This is a genomic window from Trueperella pyogenes (assembly GCF_001070855.1).
GTDB classification, from domain to species: Bacteria; Actinomycetota; Actinomycetes; order Actinomycetales; family Actinomycetaceae; genus Pauljensenia; species Pauljensenia pyogenes_A.
This window is the reverse complement of record NZ_JVLH01000006.1, coordinates 159,623-176,735: the sequence shown is the minus strand read 5'-3', so window position 1 is coordinate 176,735 and position 17,113 is coordinate 159,623. Positions and strand designations below refer to the sequence as shown.

At 55.1% G+C, this 17,113-nt stretch carries 15 protein-coding genes, 1 tRNA gene and 1 pseudogene; 9 read left to right on the top strand and 8 right to left on the bottom strand.

All coding sequences use genetic code 11. From position 1 onward, the window contains the following. Positions 1–40 precede the first annotated feature (40 nt). Genes rsgA through ADG72_RS02165 form a run of 3 tightly spaced genes read right to left on the bottom strand, consistent with a single transcriptional unit; the run spans position 41 to position 2,869 of the window. Complete coding sequence (gene rsgA / locus ADG72_RS02175) at positions 41–1,111, bottom strand: ribosome small subunit-dependent GTPase A (protein ID WP_048711866.1); 1,071 nt, start codon at positions 1,109–1,111, stop codon at positions 41–43. Beyond that, complete coding sequence (gene aroA / locus ADG72_RS02170; RefSeq protein ID WP_048711864.1) at positions 1,104–2,417, bottom strand: 3-phosphoshikimate 1-carboxyvinyltransferase; 1,314 nt, start codon at positions 2,415–2,417, stop codon at positions 1,104–1,106. Before aroA ends, rsgA begins: the two co-directional genes overlap by 8 nt. After that, a complete protein-coding gene (locus ADG72_RS02165; RefSeq protein WP_048711862.1) occupies positions 2,414–2,869 on the bottom strand; it encodes a hypothetical protein in 456 nt (151 codons plus the stop codon). Before ADG72_RS02165 ends, aroA begins: the two co-directional genes overlap by 4 nt. Before the next feature lie 237 nt (positions 2,870–3,106). On the opposite strand from ADG72_RS02165, the gene ADG72_RS02160 reads away from it, so the two are divergent. From ADG72_RS02160 to ADG72_RS08900, 3 genes are all read left to right on the top strand, one after another. Beyond that, positions 3,107–3,700: a sigma-70 family RNA polymerase sigma factor gene (locus ADG72_RS02160; RefSeq protein ID WP_009409212.1), complete on the top strand. Its 594-nt coding sequence runs from the start codon at positions 3,107–3,109 to the stop codon at positions 3,698–3,700. Then, positions 3,690–3,995: a hypothetical protein gene (locus tag ADG72_RS02155; protein ID WP_048711860.1), complete on the top strand. Its 306-nt coding sequence runs from the start codon at positions 3,690–3,692 to the stop codon at positions 3,993–3,995. The genes ADG72_RS02160 and ADG72_RS02155 overlap by 11 nt, the downstream gene beginning before the upstream one ends. Before the next feature lie 92 nt (positions 3,996–4,087). Continuing rightward, a complete protein-coding gene (locus tag ADG72_RS08900) occupies positions 4,088–4,162 on the top strand; it encodes a 50S ribosomal protein bL37 (RefSeq protein ID WP_106406425.1) in 75 nt (24 codons plus the stop codon). A 70-nt stretch (positions 4,163–4,232) separates the two neighbouring features. Here the strand turns inward: ADG72_RS08900 and ADG72_RS02150 are convergent, their stop codons facing one another. Together ADG72_RS02150 and ADG72_RS02145 are read right to left on the bottom strand one after the other, a co-directional pair. Beyond that, positions 4,233–4,835 carry a GDSL-type esterase/lipase family protein gene (locus tag ADG72_RS02150; RefSeq protein WP_048711858.1) on the bottom strand — a complete coding sequence of 201 codons (603 nt, stop codon included), beginning with the start codon at positions 4,833–4,835 and terminating at the stop codon, positions 4,233–4,235. An 8-nt stretch (positions 4,836–4,843) separates the two neighbouring features. Further along, a complete protein-coding gene (locus ADG72_RS02145; protein WP_048711856.1) occupies positions 4,844–8,593 on the bottom strand; it encodes a multifunctional oxoglutarate decarboxylase/oxoglutarate dehydrogenase thiamine pyrophosphate-binding subunit/dihydrolipoyllysine-residue succinyltransferase subunit in 3,750 nt (1,249 codons plus the stop codon). A 193-nt stretch (positions 8,594–8,786) separates the two neighbouring features. Here ADG72_RS02145 and ADG72_RS02140 point away from each other — a divergent pair, with 193 nt between their 5' ends. The 4 genes from ADG72_RS02140 to ADG72_RS02125 are packed head-to-tail and all read left to right on the top strand — an operon-like array spanning position 8,787 to position 12,878. Next, entirely contained in the window at positions 8,787–10,100 is a 1,314-nt protein-coding gene (locus ADG72_RS02140; RefSeq protein WP_048712069.1) for a hemolysin family protein, read from the top strand. Further along, on the top strand, positions 10,097–11,161 hold the full coding sequence (locus tag ADG72_RS02135; RefSeq protein WP_048711855.1) for a hemolysin family protein: 1,065 nt from the start codon (positions 10,097–10,099) through the stop codon (positions 11,159–11,161). Before ADG72_RS02140 ends, ADG72_RS02135 begins: the two co-directional genes overlap by 4 nt. Before the next feature lie 56 nt (positions 11,162–11,217). Beyond that, positions 11,218–12,084 (top strand): M23 family metallopeptidase, encoded by an 867-nt coding sequence (locus ADG72_RS02130; protein ID WP_080978633.1) that lies wholly within the window; start codon positions 11,218–11,220, stop codon positions 12,082–12,084. Between the two features lie 2 nt (positions 12,085–12,086). After that, the gene (locus ADG72_RS02125) at positions 12,087–12,878 is read left to right on the top strand and encodes a glycerophosphodiester phosphodiesterase family protein (protein WP_048711853.1); all 792 of its coding nucleotides are present in this window, start codon (positions 12,087–12,089) and stop codon (positions 12,876–12,878) included. Positions 12,879–12,900: 22 nt separating this feature from the next. On the opposite strand, the gene ADG72_RS02120 is transcribed toward ADG72_RS02125, so the two are convergent. Beyond that, positions 12,901–14,316: a sodium:proton antiporter gene (locus tag ADG72_RS02120; protein WP_048711852.1), complete on the bottom strand. Its 1,416-nt coding sequence runs from the start codon at positions 14,314–14,316 to the stop codon at positions 12,901–12,903. Positions 14,317–14,370: 54 nt separating this feature from the next. Between ADG72_RS02120 and ADG72_RS08895 the strand changes: the two are divergent. Continuing rightward, positions 14,371–15,189 (top strand): annotated as a pseudogene (locus ADG72_RS08895) (sulfite exporter TauE/SafE family protein); the annotation flags it as partial. Between the two features lie 13 nt (positions 15,190–15,202). Here ADG72_RS08895 and ADG72_RS02115 read toward each other — a convergent pair. Beyond that, a tRNA-Arg gene (locus tag ADG72_RS02115) sits at positions 15,203–15,275 on the bottom strand. A 108-nt stretch (positions 15,276–15,383) separates the two neighbouring features. Here ADG72_RS02115 and ADG72_RS02110 point away from each other — a divergent pair. Continuing rightward, complete coding sequence (locus ADG72_RS02110; protein WP_019126177.1) at positions 15,384–15,821, top strand: ribose-5-phosphate isomerase; 438 nt, start codon at positions 15,384–15,386, stop codon at positions 15,819–15,821. Between the two features lie 21 nt (positions 15,822–15,842). Here ADG72_RS02110 and ADG72_RS02105 read toward each other — a convergent pair whose 3' ends face one another. Further along, positions 15,843–17,072: an Nramp family divalent metal transporter gene (locus ADG72_RS02105; RefSeq protein ID WP_048711848.1), complete on the bottom strand. Its 1,230-nt coding sequence runs from the start codon at positions 17,070–17,072 to the stop codon at positions 15,843–15,845. Positions 17,073–17,113: the final 41 nt, after the last annotated feature.

Sequence of the window (17,113 nt, the reverse complement as noted above, 5' to 3'; positions counted from 1 at the left end):
TGAGTCAGTTTGGAGCAGCACCAGAAAAATTACCTCGAGATCAGCGTGCAGCCTTCGAAACGCGCATTGCTCCTGCAACCGCGTCCAAAAGGCGACGAACGGAAGCAAGCTGCGAAGTACGTCTCTGGCGCTCTGCCTCGGCCTCGGAAGGGGAGGAAGGGAGAGTGAAGGGTTCGCGCCCCTGCGCCCACGCATCCAGTGCACATGAGGGGGCATCCTCGAGGTGCGTGCACAGCGGGAGGCACCACTGCGCAGCCTCGGCAACATCGGGGAAAACGCCAAGCACATCGTCGGTATCGACATGCCCGAGTCCGAAGGAACGCACACCGGGGGTATCAACAATCCAGCCGCCACCGGGAAGCTCGAAGGCTCGAGAGGAGGTTGATGTATGGCGACCTCGTCCGGTGACCTGATTGACCATTCCCACGCTGCGTTGGGCCTGGGGAATCAGCGCGTTAATGAGTGTTGATTTTCCAACTCCGGAGTGGCCGACCAAAACGGAAAAATGCCCGGCTAGAAGCTCTCTTAATTCATCAAGCCCCTGATCGCCAGCCGCAACCGAGGTCACCACTGTCGTCAGGTCAAAATCCGCATACGCGCGAAGAAATTCTTCGGCCGGAGCAAGATCGGCTTTCGTGAGGCAAAGAACGGCGCGCATCCCCGCCTCGTGAGCGGCTACCAAACAGCGGTCAATCATTCCCATTCGAGGAGGAGGATCGGCCAAAGCCGTCACAATCACCATAATCTGTGCGTTTGCAACGATAATTTTTTCTCCCTTTTGATCGGGAGCGTCCTCAAGAGAGCGGCGCAGAACGCTGCTTCTTTCCTCTACAGCAACGATCCGGGCCAAGGTGTCAAGGTGGCCACTGAGATCACCGGTCAAACGGACACGATCACCAACGACAACGCTTCCTTTCTTAAGCTCGCGGGCAAGAACAGAGCGCAGGTCGATATCCTCATAGCGAACCAGGTAGCGGCCACGGTCAATACCGATCACCTGACCGATTGGCTTGTTACCCCAATCAGGGCGAACTTTTGTACGTGGCCGCGAGCGCTTCCCGGGGCGAACTTTTACGCGCGGGTCATCGGTGCCGATATCGCGTCTAGACATTTGCGCCTCGATTCTCCATCATGCTCTGCCACATAGATTCAAAATTCGGGAGAGTTTTTGAGGTGCACGCGATATCGTCCACGCTCACCCCATCGATCACCAATCCAACGATTGCCGCGAAAGTTGCCATCCTGTGGTCGGCGAAGGAACGCAGTTTGGCGCCATGAAGAGGGCGTGGCTTAATTGTGAGGCCATCGTCAAGAACTTCGACGCAGCCGCCCAGGGATCGAATGGAGTCCGCGATGGCTTCCAAACGATCAGTCTCATGCCCGCGAAGGTGCGCGATTCCGCTGAGAGTAGATGGAGTTTGTGCAAAGAGCAGGAGCGCAGCAAGGGTTGGAACCATCTCGCCCATTGCGGACATATCACAGGTGATCCCCTGGAAAGTGCCCGGGCCGTGGCCGTCGACAAGCAAGGTGCCGTTTTCGCTTCCTTCGACAAGCAATCGGGTGTCAATCCCCATGCGCTCAAAAAGTTCTGGCCACATTGCTCCCGGCTGTGTGGAGTTCACAGGCCAATGAGGGATAGCAAGACTTCCGCCGCTAAGGATTCCCGCGCACAAGAAGGGACCCGCATTTGAAAGGTCTGCTTCGATTTTGATTTCCGAGGCCGTGGGCTTGCCTTCCTCAATCATCCACTCGCTTCCGCTGAGTTTTGACCAGGTAATTCCGGTTGCCCGCATCATGTCCAAGGTCATGTTGATATGGGGAAGAGAGATCAGTTCTTGCTCGCTGCGAATGATGGCTCCGCCAAGGAGGGGAGCGATGAGCAGCATTGCAGAAAAGAACTGAGAAGAGGCCGAGGCGTCGACGGTAATCGTACCGGGGTGGTAGCGCAGGGGCCCCTGAATGGTGAAGGGGAGGTGAGCGTGCTCCCCGTGATAGGTGATGTGTGCCCCCAGATTTTCGAGGACATCGAGAAGTGCGCCGAGAGGGCGCGCATAGGCTTGTTTGTCGCCATCGAAGCGCGTGGGGATAGGGGAGAGCGCAGCCAGGGGAGGGAGAAAACGCATCACAGTGCCCGCGAGGCCACAGTCGATCTGCCGTTCTTCTTCGGTAGCTGAGCGGATTTCCATTGGAATCACGCGTGCCGACATCTCATCAATAAATGAGATCCGCGCGCCTAAGGTGACTAGGGCATCGGCAAAGAGATCTGTATCTCGGGAACGCAACAGTCCGTGGATGGTACAGGGCGAAGAACCGGTCGCTGCAAGGTAGAGAGCCCGGGCAGTTTGAGATTTTGAGCCTGGGATTTCAACCTGAGTGTTGAGTGGCTCGTGTACGCACGGCGCGTCCCAGTGCTTCACTGTCCAGAGCCCGCTGCAATCGCCTGCTGAGAAAGCGCGCGGCGTTTCTCATCACGACGCCAGGCAGCGCTTGGGCGACCGCGTCGGTCCATCCCCGCAAAAACAAGCCCTGCACAATTTGCAAGCTTCAGACCAAGGGAAGTGCGATCCTCATGGTTGATAATCGCCATGGGAAGAGCGATCCCTGCCAGGAGTGCAGCCGATGTACGAGGGGCTCTACCGACTGCGAAAGTGACGGAGGCAGCCAAGGCTACGCCAGCACTGATGCGTGCGGCGGAACGCAGGTAGGGATCGATGTCGTCGATCTGTGTCGAATCCTCAACTTTGTTGAAGAGCGGGCGAAGCCCTTCGAGTTTAGCTGCATGCTGATCGGGATGGATCAAGGCGTCAAATGCGTCTAGCGCAAGGGGTGCAACCAACAAGGGGCGAGCGATACCGCGAAGAATAGACATAACTCTATTGTGTCAAAAAATACTCAGGTACACCGGTTTCCACGTCGCAAAGATGGGCAATTTTGGCTGCGGGTGGAATACGGAGCGGAATAATTAGCTATCGCAGGCGTTGATGTGGATATGCAAAGCGATGTGAGAGTGGCGCAGCGCCCATCGGTCAGGGGAAGGCACAAGCCTCGCCCTGATTTTGCGCGTCCGCTTTCCCATCCTAGGTATTCGCGATTAGCCTTGACATCGATGAGTGATACACAAGAAATCAGTCAAGAGGAAAAGGACCGGCTTTTTGCCGAACAAGCCCTGCCTCTGGTCGATCAGCTCTTCGGTGCGGCGCTGGGGATGACGCGCAATCGTGCCGACGCAGAAGATCTCGTGCAAGAGACCTTTATGAAGGCCTACACGAAGTTCCACCAATATCAGCAAGGAACGAACATTAAGGCCTGGCTCTATCGGATTTTGACGAACACGTACATTACCCAGTACCGCAAGGCTCAGCGTTCACCACAGCGTAGCGGTGGTGAAGACGTTGAGGACTGGCAGCTGGCAGCGGCTGCATCACACGACGAAAAGGGGCTTGTCTCGGCGGAAGCCGAAGCTCTGGATAATATTCCGTCAGCTGAGCTTCGTTCGGCTCTTGAAGCTCTGTCTGAAGATCAGCGTGTGGTCGTACTTCTGTCTGATGTTGAGGGGTTTGCCTATAAAGAAATTGCCGAGATGCTTGACATTCCTATTGGGACAGTCATGTCGCGGCTTCATCGCGGGCGAAAGAATCTTCGCGACAGCCTATCGGAACTTGCAGCGGAATACGGTATTGGGGGACACCATGCAGATTGATGATCATCGCGCTTGTCAGGAGTTACATGACCACCTCTATGAGGTCATCGACTTTCTTGACCGAGAGGAGTGCCAAGAGCACATCACGACTGACTGCCTGAAAGTTCCCGCTCTGCGCGCGCAGCTGCTTGAACACATTTCACGCTGTTCCCACTGCCAGGAATCGATGTACACCGAGCGTTATGTTCGCTCGCTACTGGCACACTGTCTTGATGAACCCGCGCCTGCGTCTCTTCGAGCACGGATTGTCTCCAAGACTTGCGTGACGGTGAGCTGGAGCTCGACAGAATCGTGAGTTTCGACTCGCAGGGTGCTCTCTGTTTGGAGAAACGCTGTGCGTGTGAAAAACTGTACAGGTTGGATATCTCAGTTTTAGAGGAGACGACAATGTCGAAGAGGGGTCGTAAGCGTCGCGATCGTCGTAAGCACGGCGCGAACCACGGCAAGCGTCCTAACGCCTGAACCGTGTTTTAAACGGGTGTGGGGTCCGGTGCATCGCATCGGACCCCACAGTTTTATCTCCGCTGGATTTTTAGGATTCGGCTTCTTGAGCGCCAATCCACTCAAACCATCCTTGATGCAGAACCAGCCAAGCCATCAGTGCAAAGCCAGACTGTCCGGGCATCGATGCCCCACGGGCACTGCGTACGGATGAAGACGCCATATCTTCAAACCACTGGTCATGAGCGACGAGAGGAGTATAGGTATCAACAAAGGGGATATCTCTGCGTTCACACACCTGTTGACACGACAGTGAAAGTTCTTTCACTGCAGAGGATTGCACACCGGCAAGCGGAGGCGGGCCAACGACCATCGAAGGGATCCCCAAAGTTGATGCTCGGTCAGTAATATTCGCCAAATTGAGTCGCGATCGTGGAGTTGAAATTCCGGCCGGAATATCACTGCATCCAACAGCAATAATCAGCGCACAGGGCTCGTCGGGAGCAAAGCGATACACGACCTCATCCTCCCAGCGTGCAGCAAGCTGCGAGGTCGTTTCTCCCGGAACAGCCAAGGTCATGACGGTTGGCGGAGAAGGGAACTCGGAACGTGCCAATACCCTGCCAACCCAACCTAGGCCTCGGGGATCTCCCATGGGGGTAATGAGTTCGTCACCGATAATACAGATTCGCATGATGACCCCTATGCGAAGGCCCGGCGCATGAGCTCCGCGGCCTGTTCGCGATGCAAGCTTGCTCGCCCGGCGGCGGTCGTTGCGCTCTCTGGACGGGAAACCAGAGTTGGCGCAATTCCTAGCTCGGGGAACAAATTCAGTGCGAAGTGAGGCCAAATTCCCTGGTTCTTCGGCTCATCTTGGACCCACAGAAGTTCGGCATTCGGGAATGTAGACAGAGCCTGACGGAGCTCCTCAGTGGGAAGCGGATAGAGCTGCTCAACGCGAATAATCGCCGTATTCCATGCACCGCGCTCTTCCCGCTCATGGATCAGGTCGTAGTAGACCCGTCCCGAGCACAAAATCACTCGCGACACGCGGTTTGTTTCCACCCGCGAATCGACCTCGCCGTACACGGGAGTGAAGGAGCCAGTAGTGAATTCCTTGAGACGCGATGAGGCAGCATGCAGACGCAACAGCTGCTTCGGAGTGAAAGCGATGAGAGGCTTACGAGGCCGCTTGTAGGCCTGAGTGCGCAGCATGTGGAAGTGATTCGCCGGAGTAGAGGGCTGAACGATCCACATGTTGTTTTCTGCGGCAAGCTGCAGGTATCGCTCGATTCGTGCAGATGAATGGTCTGGGCCTTGCCCCTCTTGGCCGTGCGGCAAGAGCATGACCAAGGAAGAACGCTGTCCCCACTTTGTTTCCGCAGAAGAAACAAACTCATCAATGACCGTTTGAGCGCCAATTGCGAAGTCTCCAAACTGCGCTTCCCACAAAACCAGGGCTTCGGGGCGCTCGATGGAGTAGCCATACTCATAGGCCAATACCGCATACTCCGACAGCGGCGAATCGAAAACATCGAAGTTTGCCTGGTCGGGAGTAAGGAAGTGTAGGGGAGTGAACTCACGACCGTCTTTATGATCGTGCAAAACTGCATGGCGCTGGACGAATGTCGCACGTCGTGCGTCCTCGCCCGAGAGACGAATAGGTGTTCCCTCCATCAACAAAGTGCCAAAGGCCAGGAGCTCCGCGAAACCCCAATCAATTGGGGCGTGACCAGTCGCCATTTCCTGGCGCTTCTGGCACAGCTTTTCAAGCTTGGGATGCACGGTGAAATCAGGCGGGAAATTCACGTAGGCGTCACCGATGCGCTCGAGCGCCTCGGGACTGACTGCCGAAGACCAGCCAATCATCATTCCCGCGCCGGGAAGCTGGCTTTCGGGAACTTGCCACTGATCATCCTCAGAGTGGTGTTCTTGCTGCGGGGCCCAACCGTGTTCACGGGTGTGCTCAAGGATTTCGCTGAGCTCGGCCTCGTATGCGCGGATCGACGCGCGAGCTTCTTCATCGGTCAACTGACCACGGCCAACGAGGTTACGGATGTAGACCTCACGGGTGGACGGAAGCTTTGAAATGAGCGAGTACATGACCGGCTGCGTCATTGAGGGATCGTCGCCCTCATTGTGACCGCGACGGCGGTAACAGGTCATGTCGATGATGACATCCTTGTGGAAAGTCTCGCGGAAATCCAAAGCCAATGCAGCCACGCGGACTACGGCCTCGGGATCATCACCATTGACATGGAAGATCGGGACCTGCAGGCCCTTGGCCAAATCGGTTGGATAGCGCGTTGAACGACCCGAAGCCGGACCGGTTGTAAAACCAATCTGGTTGTTGACAATGACGTGAATGGTCCCGCCAGTGCGATAGCCGGTCAGCTGAGACATATTCAGAGTCTCTTGAACGACACCCTGACCAATGAAGGCAGCATCGCCGTGAATGAGCAGTGGAACCACGGGGAAATCAGGATCGCCCAAGACATCTTGCTTCGCGCGGACAATGCCCTCAAGAACGCCGTCAGCGGCCTCGAGATGCGAAGGATTGGCAGCAAGAGAAATCTTCGTTGCTACGCCGTCTTCAGAGGAATATACGCCTTCGGTACCCAGGTGATACTTGACGTCGCCGGCCCCCTGGACAGTGCGCGGATCCTGATTTCCTTCGAACTCGGAGAAAATCTGGGCATAGCTCTTCCCAGCAAGATTAGCCAGAACATTCAAGCGCCCGCGGTGAGCCATTGCAATGGCAACCTCGTGGATCCCGTGGTGTGCGGCCTTATTCAAGATCTCGTCCAAAAGTGGGATCAGTGATTCCCCGCCTTCCAGAGAGAAACGCTTCTGGCCCAGGTACTTTGTCTGCAAGAACTCTTCGAAAGCCTCAGCGTGAATGAGGGTCGAAAGAATGCGGCGCTGTTCCTTAGAGGAAGGCGCTTCGAAAGGGCCTTCAATGCGTTCTTGGACCCACTGTCGCTGGTTCGGGTCCTGAATGTGCATGTATTCGATACCGATAGAACGAATATAGGTATCGTGCAGGCGGGCAAGCAGATCGCGAAGCAGCATCTGCTCGCTTCCACCGAAGCCACCCGTGGGGAATGAACGATCCAAGTCCCACACGGTCAAGCCGTAGGTTGAAAGGTTCAAATCGGGGTGGCGGCGGACGCGATAAGCCAGGGGATCGGTATCCGCTGCCAAATGGCCTCGTGAACGGTAGGCCTGGATGAGTTCGGCGATACGAGCGGGCTTGCCCTTCTCGCGCTCCAGATCGTATTCGAAGTCCGCTTCCCACGTGTAGGGAGGAACTGGGATATGAAGCGCTGTAAACACGCGGTCGTAGAAACCGTCGCGTCCACTGAGTTTGAGATCAAGGAGGCGCAGGAAATCTCCTGAAGCAGCGCCCTGGATTACGCGATGGTCGTAGGTAGAGGAGACGAACATCGTCTTGCCGATGCCCAAAAGGGCAAGTTTACGCGGAGAAACTCCCGCAAATTCCGCGGGGTAATCCATTGCGCCCACGCCGATGATGACACCCTGACCATTCATTAGACGCGGAACGGAAGTTGTCGTTCCAATGGTTCCGGGATTTGTGAGGGTAACCGTCGCTCCCTGGTAGTCTTCAGCGCTGAGTGAGCCAGCTTTCGCGCGTGAAATGATGTCCTGATAGGCCTCAACGAAACCGGTGAAGGTGAGAGTATCGGCCTGATGAATCACGGGGACAACAAGACGGCGTTCACCTGCGTGCTGGATATCGATCGCCAGTCCAAAACCGACGTGTGCGCGCTCATCGATAGCCGGCTTGCCATCGTTGAGTGAGTAGCGGACGTTCATCTGCGGCATTTCGCAGAGTGCCTCGACAATCGCGTAGCCGATGAGGTGGGTAAATGAAACCTTGCCACCAACCGTGCGTGCGAGGTGCGCATTGATGACTGATCGATTCTCAATGAGGATCTTTGCCGCAATCTGACGTTGAGAAGTTGCTGTTGGGATGGTGAGTGACTCATCCATGTTGCGCGCCGTTGCTCGAGCAATGCCCTTCAACACATGGAGTTCGTCTTGGGTTTCTGCCTGCTCTGACAAAGACGAGGCAACCGGGGAAGTGTGGTGAATACGTGCATAGGGTGACGAGGCCTGGGCGGATTGCGCTGGAGGAGCGGGAGGAAGATCGGAGCGGGTCACCGAAAGTTCCGGCTGCTCCGTTGCCGGATTGTCCTCGTGAGCGGCCAAAGCGGCCTCGGCACTGACAACGGCGGTGGGCTGAGTCGGGAGAGGAGCCTGGCTTCGATGGAGCTGTGCCGGGACGGTATCGCCCTCAAAATAGGCGCGCCAAGACGCATCGACGCTGAGTGGATCGGTCAACCACTGCTGACGCATTTGTTGAACCCATTCGTGTGAACGTGGGGAATCCGCCACCGTTACACCATCCTTTTCCCTGAACACGGCCATGTGAGTCTTGACATTATTTTAGGCCCTCACGTCCAGAATGCCCTTTCCTACGCGGGCCTTTCTCACACTTCGAAGATGGGTGAGTCCAGATAGACTGGAACAACCATGGATAGTGACAGTTGTTGCCCTGACCAAAGTTCGATGCGTGTTCACCACCAAATGGTGGGAGGCCAGCGTGCTTCTTGATATCGCAATGCTCCTTTTAGGAGTGATCCTCACCGCGGGTACGTTCATCTTTGTTTCCGCAGAATTTTCTCTTGTTGCCCTTGACCAGGCCGTCGTTGAAAGTCGTGCAGCTGCGGGTGATGCCCGGGCACGCCAGGTGGGGCAAGCCATTAAGAACCTCTCGACTCAACTTTCGGGTTCGCAGGTTGGCATCACCTTAACGACCATTCTCTTGGGATATACAACGCAATCAGCGCTCGCGGATCTTCTCACCGAGGCGGGAGTCGGCCTCGGGCTATCCACTGCTATTTCTTCGGCTGTTGGAGTGGGAGTCGCGGCGGTCATCATCAATGTTATGTCCATGGTTTTTGGCGAGCTTGTTCCGAAAAACCTGGCACTGGCCCATCCCTTGAAGACTGCGGGACGCATTGTCCCCTTTAACACTCTCTTCACTGTGATCTTCAAGCCGGTAATTGTCGTCCTGAATTCCTCCGCCAACGGGATATTGCGTCTTTTGGGAGTAGAGCCCCAAGAAGAGCTTTCATCTGCACGATCGGCATCAGAATTAGCTGCGATGGTTCGCCACTCGGCTCAAGAAGGGACATTGGATACTTCGACGGCTTCGCTCTTCACGAATTCCATCCGCATAACTGAACTTACTGCCGTGGATGTCATGACAGATCGCGGGCTTCTTCACACGATTCCCGATGATGCCTATGCTTCTGATGTCGTCCGTGCTGCGCATGAAACTGGACACTCTCGTTTCCCTGTGATTGGTGAGGATCGCGACGACATCATTGGTTTTGTCTCATTGCGCAGGGCTGTTGCGGTTCCCTGTGAAAAGCGTGATGAGGTTCCGGTCCTTTCTTCCTCTCTTTTAGCTGATGCCCCACGCGTCCCTGAGACCTTGGATTTGGCAACCCTTTTGGTTCAGTTGCGTGAAGAAGGCTTGCAGATGGCAGTGGTTGTTGATGAGTACGGTGGTGTTTCCGGAATTGTCACTCTCGAAGACGTCGTCGAGGAGATCGTTGGAGATGTCGCCGATGAGCACGATCAACGTCGCCTAGGTATTCGTCCTCGTCCCGATGGGTCCTACCTTGTTCCGGGGCGCCTGCGGATTGATGAACTCGCGCAGAAAATTAAGATTTTTCTTCCTGATGATGGGCCCTATGACACTCTTGCAGGCCTGATTATGACTGAGCTAGGAACGATCCCACAGGTTGGAGATCGATGCGTTGTCGCTGGCGTGCAGCTCGAGGTTATCCAGATGATGGGTAGGCGCGTCATGCAGGTGAGCGTTGTCCCGCCCGTTCACGAGGCCGAAGGTGAGGTACTCCTGTGAATAGCACCCTTGCTTTGGTTCTTACCGTACTTTTACTAGCGATGAATGCCTTTTTCGTCGCCGGCGAATTTGCGACGACCTCCTCCAGGCGCTCCCAGATTGAACCTTTGGTTGAAGAAGGAGTTCGAGGATCGCGTTATGCGCTCTTTGCCTTAGAGCACGTGTCCTTGATGCTGGCGATCTGTCAGTTGGGCGTGACCGTAGCTTCTACCTCTTTGGGTGTGGTTGCTGAACCAACTTTTGCCGCAATGGTTGAGGGACCGATGGAAAAATGGGGGCTGCCGTATTCGTGGGTGCACGTTGTTGGCTTCACCTTTTCTTTGGTCTTAGTGCTGTTCCTTCACGTTGTTTTCGGTGAAATGGTTCCGAAGAACCTTTCAATTGCGAATCCACAGCGTCTTCTTCTGGTCCTTGCGCCGATTTTGGTCAATATCGGCCATGTCCTTCGCCCGATCATTCACGCTATGGATCACCTGGCAAATTGGTTCTTACGCGTGGCGGGAGTTGAACCAAAGTCAGAGATCTCTGCGACCTTCACTATTGAAGAGATGGCGACAATTGTTGAGCGTTCTCAGCAAGAGGGAATGATTGATGATGATCTGGGCTTGCTCTCTGGAACCCTAGAGTTTTCTACTGAGAACGCCTCTGATGTCATGGTTCCGCTGAGCGAATTGGTGATTTTGAGTGCTGAGAGCACTCCCGAGGACGTCGAGAGGGAAGTCGCACGTACCGGTTTCTCGCGATTCCCCGTTGCCGACGACTCCGGAGTGCTTAGCGGATATATTCACCTTAAGGACGTCTTGTATGCCGAGGGTGCCGAGCGATTCGAACCTGTGACTTCATGGAGAATCCGCAAGATGGAAGCGGTCTCTATGGAAGCTGAGGTCGAAGATGCTCTGCGCCATATGCAGCGTGCGGGCGTCCACCTCGCAGAGGTTATTGGGAAGGATGGAAACGTTCAAGGAGTGCTTTTCCTTGAAGATATTCTTGAGCGTCTTGTCGGTGAGGTTCGCGATGCACTTCAACGCGATTCGCTTCCGGGGGGTCATCGCCAAGCATGAGCGCTAGGACACAAGTACCTGCGTGAGTGAAAAATATTTGGGATGATTAAAAAGCTATGACGACACCAGCACCGAACTTACCCACGCGACGCCAGCGCGCCCACGAGCGCGCGGAGCGTGCGCAGGTTGATGTTGCTCAGATTCCTTCTGCTGAACCTCTGGGACGAAAGCGCGGTAGGGCCGGTCGACTTCTTGTGCGTTCCAGTGTTCTTCTTTCTTTAGGCGCAATGACCATCGCGGTTCCGCTCAGTGGTTTTCTTCGTCCCGACGTTTCAATCTCTATTCCTTCGCGTCAGTTCGGCGCAGCAATTGGCTCGCAATCGTGGGCCTCTGATTCTGAGGCCGTTTCGCTTTCTTCCGGCCTCAACGCGCAGGTCGATGCCGCCTCGCGATCGCGGGTGCGTTCGCCGCTCATGGTTCAGTGCGTCGGCGATGGGGGCGGTGCGGCTGACGGTACGCGCACTTTGACGAAGGCGGATACGATCTACTGGCCTCTTCAAGAGGGCACCTACCAAATCACCTCGCCTTTCTCGATGCGCATTTCACCCGTCTCGGGAACCTTGCTCATGCATGAAGGCGTTGATATGGCTGCCCCGCTTGGCACGCCAATTCACGCGGTATTTGCTGGACAGGTGACAGAGGTTTCAGAAAATTCTCGTTCTGGAGCTCTTGTGACAATTCGTCACACAGCAAGTGATGGAAGCGTGTTCTATTCTGCTTACCTTCACCAGTACATGAAGGATATTAAAGTCAAGGTCGGCCAACAGGTTTCAGCTGGCGAGCAAATCGGAGCCGTTGGATCAAATGGCTGGTCTACTGGACCTCACCTTCACTTTGAGATTCACAATTCTTCAGATCAACCGGTTGACCCGGAGGTATGGATGGCGGACCATAAAGCGGTCCACATCGGTAAGGAGTGCTAAGCATGTATCGGGTTGTGGGCGACGGACCGATTATTCTTGCGCATCGAGGCGGGGGAGCAGAAGGACCTGAGAACACCCCAGAAGCTTTTGAAGCGCTACGTAATATTCAGGTCTATCACGTTGAAACAGACGCACATTTAAGCGCCGATGGTCAGGTTGTTCTCAACCATGATCCCGAGGTTGATCGCACGTATTCAGCAAGCGGCAAAATCCGTGAGATGAACTGGAGCGAGCTGCGTGAATTGCGCGGTGTTGATGGTGGGCGAATGATCCGCTTGGCCGAGGCCTTGGATGAGTTCCCCGACATGTATTTCAATATCGATGCTAAGAGTGAGGAAGTTGCGCTTCCTTTGCTCGAAGTGATCCATGAACATGATGCGCTTGGACGTGTCTTAGTCGCTTCCTTTGACGAATCACGGCTGCGTCGCCTGCGTCGTTTGGAGCCGCGTCTGGTCACCTCTCTAGGAGTCGGCGCGGTTACTCGTCTTGTTGCAGCTTCACAGCTCGCACAGCCTGCCAGACGTCTCCTTGTCCCAGGACCTCTTGAAGGGGTATGGGCGGTTCAAGTTCCTGAAAAAATGGGGGTGATTCGAGTTGTCGATCGCCGCTTTGTCGCTACGGCACACGCCTTGGGGTGTGCCGTGCACGTCTGGACCGTCAACGAGGAAGAACAGATGCATCGTCTGCTAGATCTTGGCGTTGATGGAATCATCACGGACTATCCAACAAGGGCTCGCAAAGTTCTTGAAGAACGAGGCCAGTGGTATCCGATTGCACCGGCAAATGCCGAATAGACGACGGTGTTGCCTAAACCGCTTAGGCATCAATGCCTTGGGTGCGGGTTGCCAGTTCGATGGTACGGGCGCGTGCGATTCGCCAGAATGAAATCCCCACCAACACGACGGCCACTGCGATACCTGCGATGCGGACCCAACCACTGCCAATGAAAATCATTGCCATCGCTGCAAGCTCGGGAACAAGCAACATGAATGAATCCACAATGTAGCGACCGAAACTGGGCATTTCGATGCCGTCGGCCTCGGCCACGGACTTGACCATGAAGTTCGGACCATTGCCAATGTATGTAATAGCGCCGCAGAAAACTGCACCCAAGGAGATCGGGATCAGATAGGCCTCGGGAACTCCGGCAATGAGCGTCCCGTCCCCGCCTAAGGTCTTTGCCATTCCAAAGAAGGTCATGTAGGTCGGAGCATTGTCCAAGACCGAGGACAAGGAACCCGTGAAGACGAAGAAAGTTCCGCGGTTGAGGGGAAGAGAAGGCGCAACTTCTTCGAGGACGCGCAGTGCGGGGGCCATCGTGGCGAAAATGCCGATGAAGAGTGCAGCAACTTCGGCAATGGGGGACCACTGGAAAGCGTTCTCCTCGTAGCGGACCTTTTTATTGCCAACAGTCAGTGAAAGCCCAGCTGCGATAAGCATGACGACCTCACGCCACGGAACCAACTCGCTTCCGTGCGCGTGACCTTCGATGATGGCCTCGGCATCCCATGAAGGCAGGAAGGCAACGGAGCAGATAATCGCTGCGAAGAACAGAAGATTAATTGCACCGTGTAGGCGCAGCGGTTCAATGTCCTCGTTGTCCTCTTCGATGGCCGCCTTGGGCTCGCTTGCGTAGTACAGGCGATCAAGCGAATAGTACGAGAGGAGAAGGATCCCAAGGACGAATGCCCATTCCTTCCATAGGTTCAGCGTCCACGTGAAAGGAACACCGTTGAGGAAACCAAGGAAGAGTGGTGGGTCACCCAGAGGGGTCAGCAAACCGCCGCAGTTAGCGACGATGAAGATCGTAAAGAGAACGGTGTGGACCTTGTTGACGCGCTCGCGGTTGGTGGCAAGCAGGGGACGGATCAACAGCATTGCCGCGCCAGTTGTTCCAATGAAAGATGCGAGAACGCCACCAATTGCCAAGAAGATTGTGTTGTTCCGGGGGGTTGCCCGAATGTCACCGGCGAGGTGAATGCCGCCCGAGACCACGTAGAGCGAAAACAAAAGGCAGATGAATTGGAAGTATTCAATCCCCGTGTCAATCAGGGGGGCGCTGCCGGCCTTCCAGAACATCCACAGTGTCGTCGGAACTGCCAAGATTAGCGCGACGGTGAGCTGAGAGGAATTGCGCTCCCACCAGTGTGAGGTGGCAGGAATTAGTGGCAATACCGCGATAGATGCGAGCATTGCGACAAAGGGAAGCAGAGACCACAGTGGGTATTCCACAAGAACTCCTTGACAGTGAATCTGGTTGGCATATCGCCTCACTTATCCTAGGCTATGGCGCTGCACGGGGCAGTGAGTATCTTCCTATCCGATCGGCGTGCCTATCATGGAGTTCATCAAGGAGGTTCAATGTCCCAGCGTGCGCGTGATGTCGCGCTACTGATCGTTGCCGGTTTATTTGCAGGCTCACTGTCAGGTTTGTTTGGAATTGGTGGTGGAACAGTCATTATCCCCGCGCTCATGGCGGTTGGCTATTCTCAGCGCGAGGCCTCGGCGTCAAGTTTGCTAGCCATCGTTCCAACCTGCATTTCTGGGGTGATCTCCTATGCCGCTGTCGGCAGAATCGCCTGGATTCCTGCGCTTTTGATGACAGTGGGTATGGTGATCGGTGTACAGGTGGGAACGTGGATGCTTGCGCGACTGTCTGAGGCTGTTCTGCGCTGGGGGTTTGTCGCATTCGTTGTGACATTGATTGTGATCCAGGTTGTGTATGTTCCTGCTCGCGAGGGGGTCCTCGACATAACACTTCAGGTGGGAATAGCACTGTTCCTGCTGGGAACTTTGTGTGGTTTTCTTGCCGGTTTGTTGGGAATTGGTGGGGGAGGAGTTGCGATTCCTGGACTGACCCTACTGGGCATGTCTGACCTAGGTGCGCGTGGAGTGTCGATGGTTGTGATGCTTCCGGGTGCGCTCAGTGGAACAGTAACGAATTATCGACGAGGCCTTGTCCGCCTTGGCCCCGCATTGATCGTTGGCTGCACGGCTGTGTGCGCAGTTCCTTTTGGAGCATGGTGTGCGACGCTTTTGTCGCCTCGCGTTGATGCCTTGCTTTTTGGCGCGTGGTTTGCGGTGCTCTTGGTGCGTTCCATCATTGTGGCGCGAAAAGTGCCCCGAACAGGATTCGAACCTGCGACCTTTCGCTCCGGAGGCGAACGCTCTATCCACTGAGCTATCGGGGCAACCGCCTCAGTTTATCAGTCTTTAGCCCGAGCTCAAACGCTAGTAGATCCCCGGATCAGGCCGTATCATGAAGGGGTTCCCTCTCTTCAACGTGAATGGAAGTTTACATGCGCGTCCATATTGCAACTGATCATGCCGGATTCGAACTTAAAGAACACCTGGTGAAGGTCCTTCGTGATTCGGGGTATGAGGTTATCGATCACGGTGCAACAACCTATGATCCCAACGATGACTACCCGCAGATGTGTATCGAAGCCGCTGAAGGTGTTGTTTCTGATCCCGGCTCTTTGGGGGTAGTCATTGGCGGTTCGGGAAATGGCGAGCAGATGGCTGCCAACTTGGTTAAGGGCGCGCGTGCGGCACTGGTATGGAACGAAGACATCGCCGTGCTTGCCCGTGAACACAACAATGCGAATGTTATTGCCGTCGGGGCTCGTCAGCACTCGAAGGAAGATGCCACCCGCTTTGTTTTGACCTTCTTGGAAACGCCTTTCAGCGAGGATGAGCGTCACAAGCGTCGCATCGCAGTGATGGATGCGTACTAATACCCGATTGGGTGCTGTCGCTTAGCCCTGACCGGTAATGGTCAGATAGGCCAACAGAATATTGAGAAGAATAATTGCCGCTGCAATCACAGATGCCACTGCGATTGTCAGCGGCTTATTCACATATTCGCCCATGAGCTTCTTGTTTCGCGTCAGATACATGAGCGGCACAATGGCAAAGGGGATACCAAAGGAAAGAGCGACCTGTGAGAGCACCAATGCCCATGTTGGTTCTGCTCCCATTCCCAAGATGATCAGGGCCGGAATGATCGTTACCAAGCGGCGTGCCAACAGCGGGACGTTCACGTGGAGAAGACCGTTCATGATTTCTGAACCCGCGTAGGCACCCACCGAGGTTGATGCTAGACCCGAGGCCAGCAGGCCAAGAGCGAAGATGGTGGAAACGGTGCCGCCCAGGGCGTTTGCGATCGCGTGGTAGGCGCCTTCGATGGTGTCGGTTCCTTCGACTCCAGACAAAGCCGAGGCAGCAAGAAGGAGTAGGCCGATATTGACGATTCCGGCAATGCTCAGTGCCCACAAGATATCGTGACGAGTTGCGCGAAGAAGCGCACGCTTGTGGGGTCGTTCGATTTCCGGATCTGTGTGGTGGTCGTTGACCAAGGAAGAGTGCAGGTAAATCGCGTGCGGCATGACAGTTGCGCCGAGCATCGAGGCTGCGACCAAGATTGAGTCGGTGCCCTTGAATCGGGGAATCAGCCCGCTTGCAACTTCAGACCACTGAGGGGGCGCGAAGAAAAGCCCCGCTAAGAATCCTGCAGTAATAACGACAAGCATCCCGATGATCACTGCTTCAAAAATATTCTGGCGGTGTCCTTGAAAGAGCAGGATAACGATGGATGCGGCACCAATGATGACGCCGGACCATAAGAGGGGAATTCCGAAGAGAAGGTTGAGTGCGATTGCTCCACCAATAACTTCAGCGAGATCGGTTGCCGCTGCGACGACTTCCGCTTGGACCCAGAACAGAATTCGATTGTGCGGACGAAGGCGTTCACCAAGAAGTGCAGGGAGTGATTTTCCAGTGACAATGCCCAATTTTGCTGAGAGGTATTGGACAAGCATGGCTGAGAGATTCGAAAGAACAAGCACCCATACCAAGAGATATCCGTAGCGGGCACCCGCAGTGATATTCGCAGCGACATTACCGGGGTCTACATAGGCAATTGCTGCAATAAATGCTGGACCCATCAAGGCAAATAGTCGATGCTGCTTGAGACGGCGACTACTCATTTTCTATCTCCACAGATCAAAATCTTCGTATAACCGAACTT

Excerpts from the sequence above, each read along its gene's own strand:
- rsgA (WP_048711866.1), bottom strand. The coding sequence starts at position 1,111 with ATGTCTAGACGCGATATCGGCACCGATGACCCGCGCGTAAAAGTTCGC.
- ADG72_RS02165 (WP_048711862.1), bottom strand. The coding sequence starts at position 2,869 with ATGTCTATTCTTCGCGGTATCGCTCGCCCCTTGTTGGTTGCACCCCTT.
- ADG72_RS02160 (WP_009409212.1), top strand. The coding sequence starts at position 3,107 with ATGAGTGATACACAAGAAATCAGTCAAGAGGAAAAGGACCGGCTTTTT.
- ADG72_RS02155 (WP_048711860.1), top strand. The coding sequence starts at position 3,690 with ATGCAGATTGATGATCATCGCGCTTGTCAGGAGTTACATGACCACCTC.
- ADG72_RS02150 (WP_048711858.1), bottom strand. The coding sequence starts at position 4,835 with ATGCGAATCTGTATTATCGGTGACGAACTCATTACCCCCATGGGAGAT.
- ADG72_RS02145 (WP_048711856.1), bottom strand. The coding sequence starts at position 8,593 with ATGGCCGTGTTCAGGGAAAAGGATGGTGTAACGGTGGCGGATTCCCCA.
- ADG72_RS02140 (WP_048712069.1), top strand. The coding sequence starts at position 8,787 with ATGCTCCTTTTAGGAGTGATCCTCACCGCGGGTACGTTCATCTTTGTT.
- ADG72_RS02130 (WP_080978633.1), top strand. The coding sequence starts at position 11,218 with ATGACGACACCAGCACCGAACTTACCCACGCGACGCCAGCGCGCCCAC.
- ADG72_RS02125 (WP_048711853.1), top strand. The coding sequence starts at position 12,087 with ATGTATCGGGTTGTGGGCGACGGACCGATTATTCTTGCGCATCGAGGC.
- ADG72_RS02110 (WP_019126177.1), top strand. The coding sequence starts at position 15,384 with ATGCGCGTCCATATTGCAACTGATCATGCCGGATTCGAACTTAAAGAA.
- ADG72_RS02105 (WP_048711848.1), bottom strand. The coding sequence starts at position 17,072 with ATGAGTAGTCGCCGTCTCAAGCAGCATCGACTATTTGCCTTGATGGGT.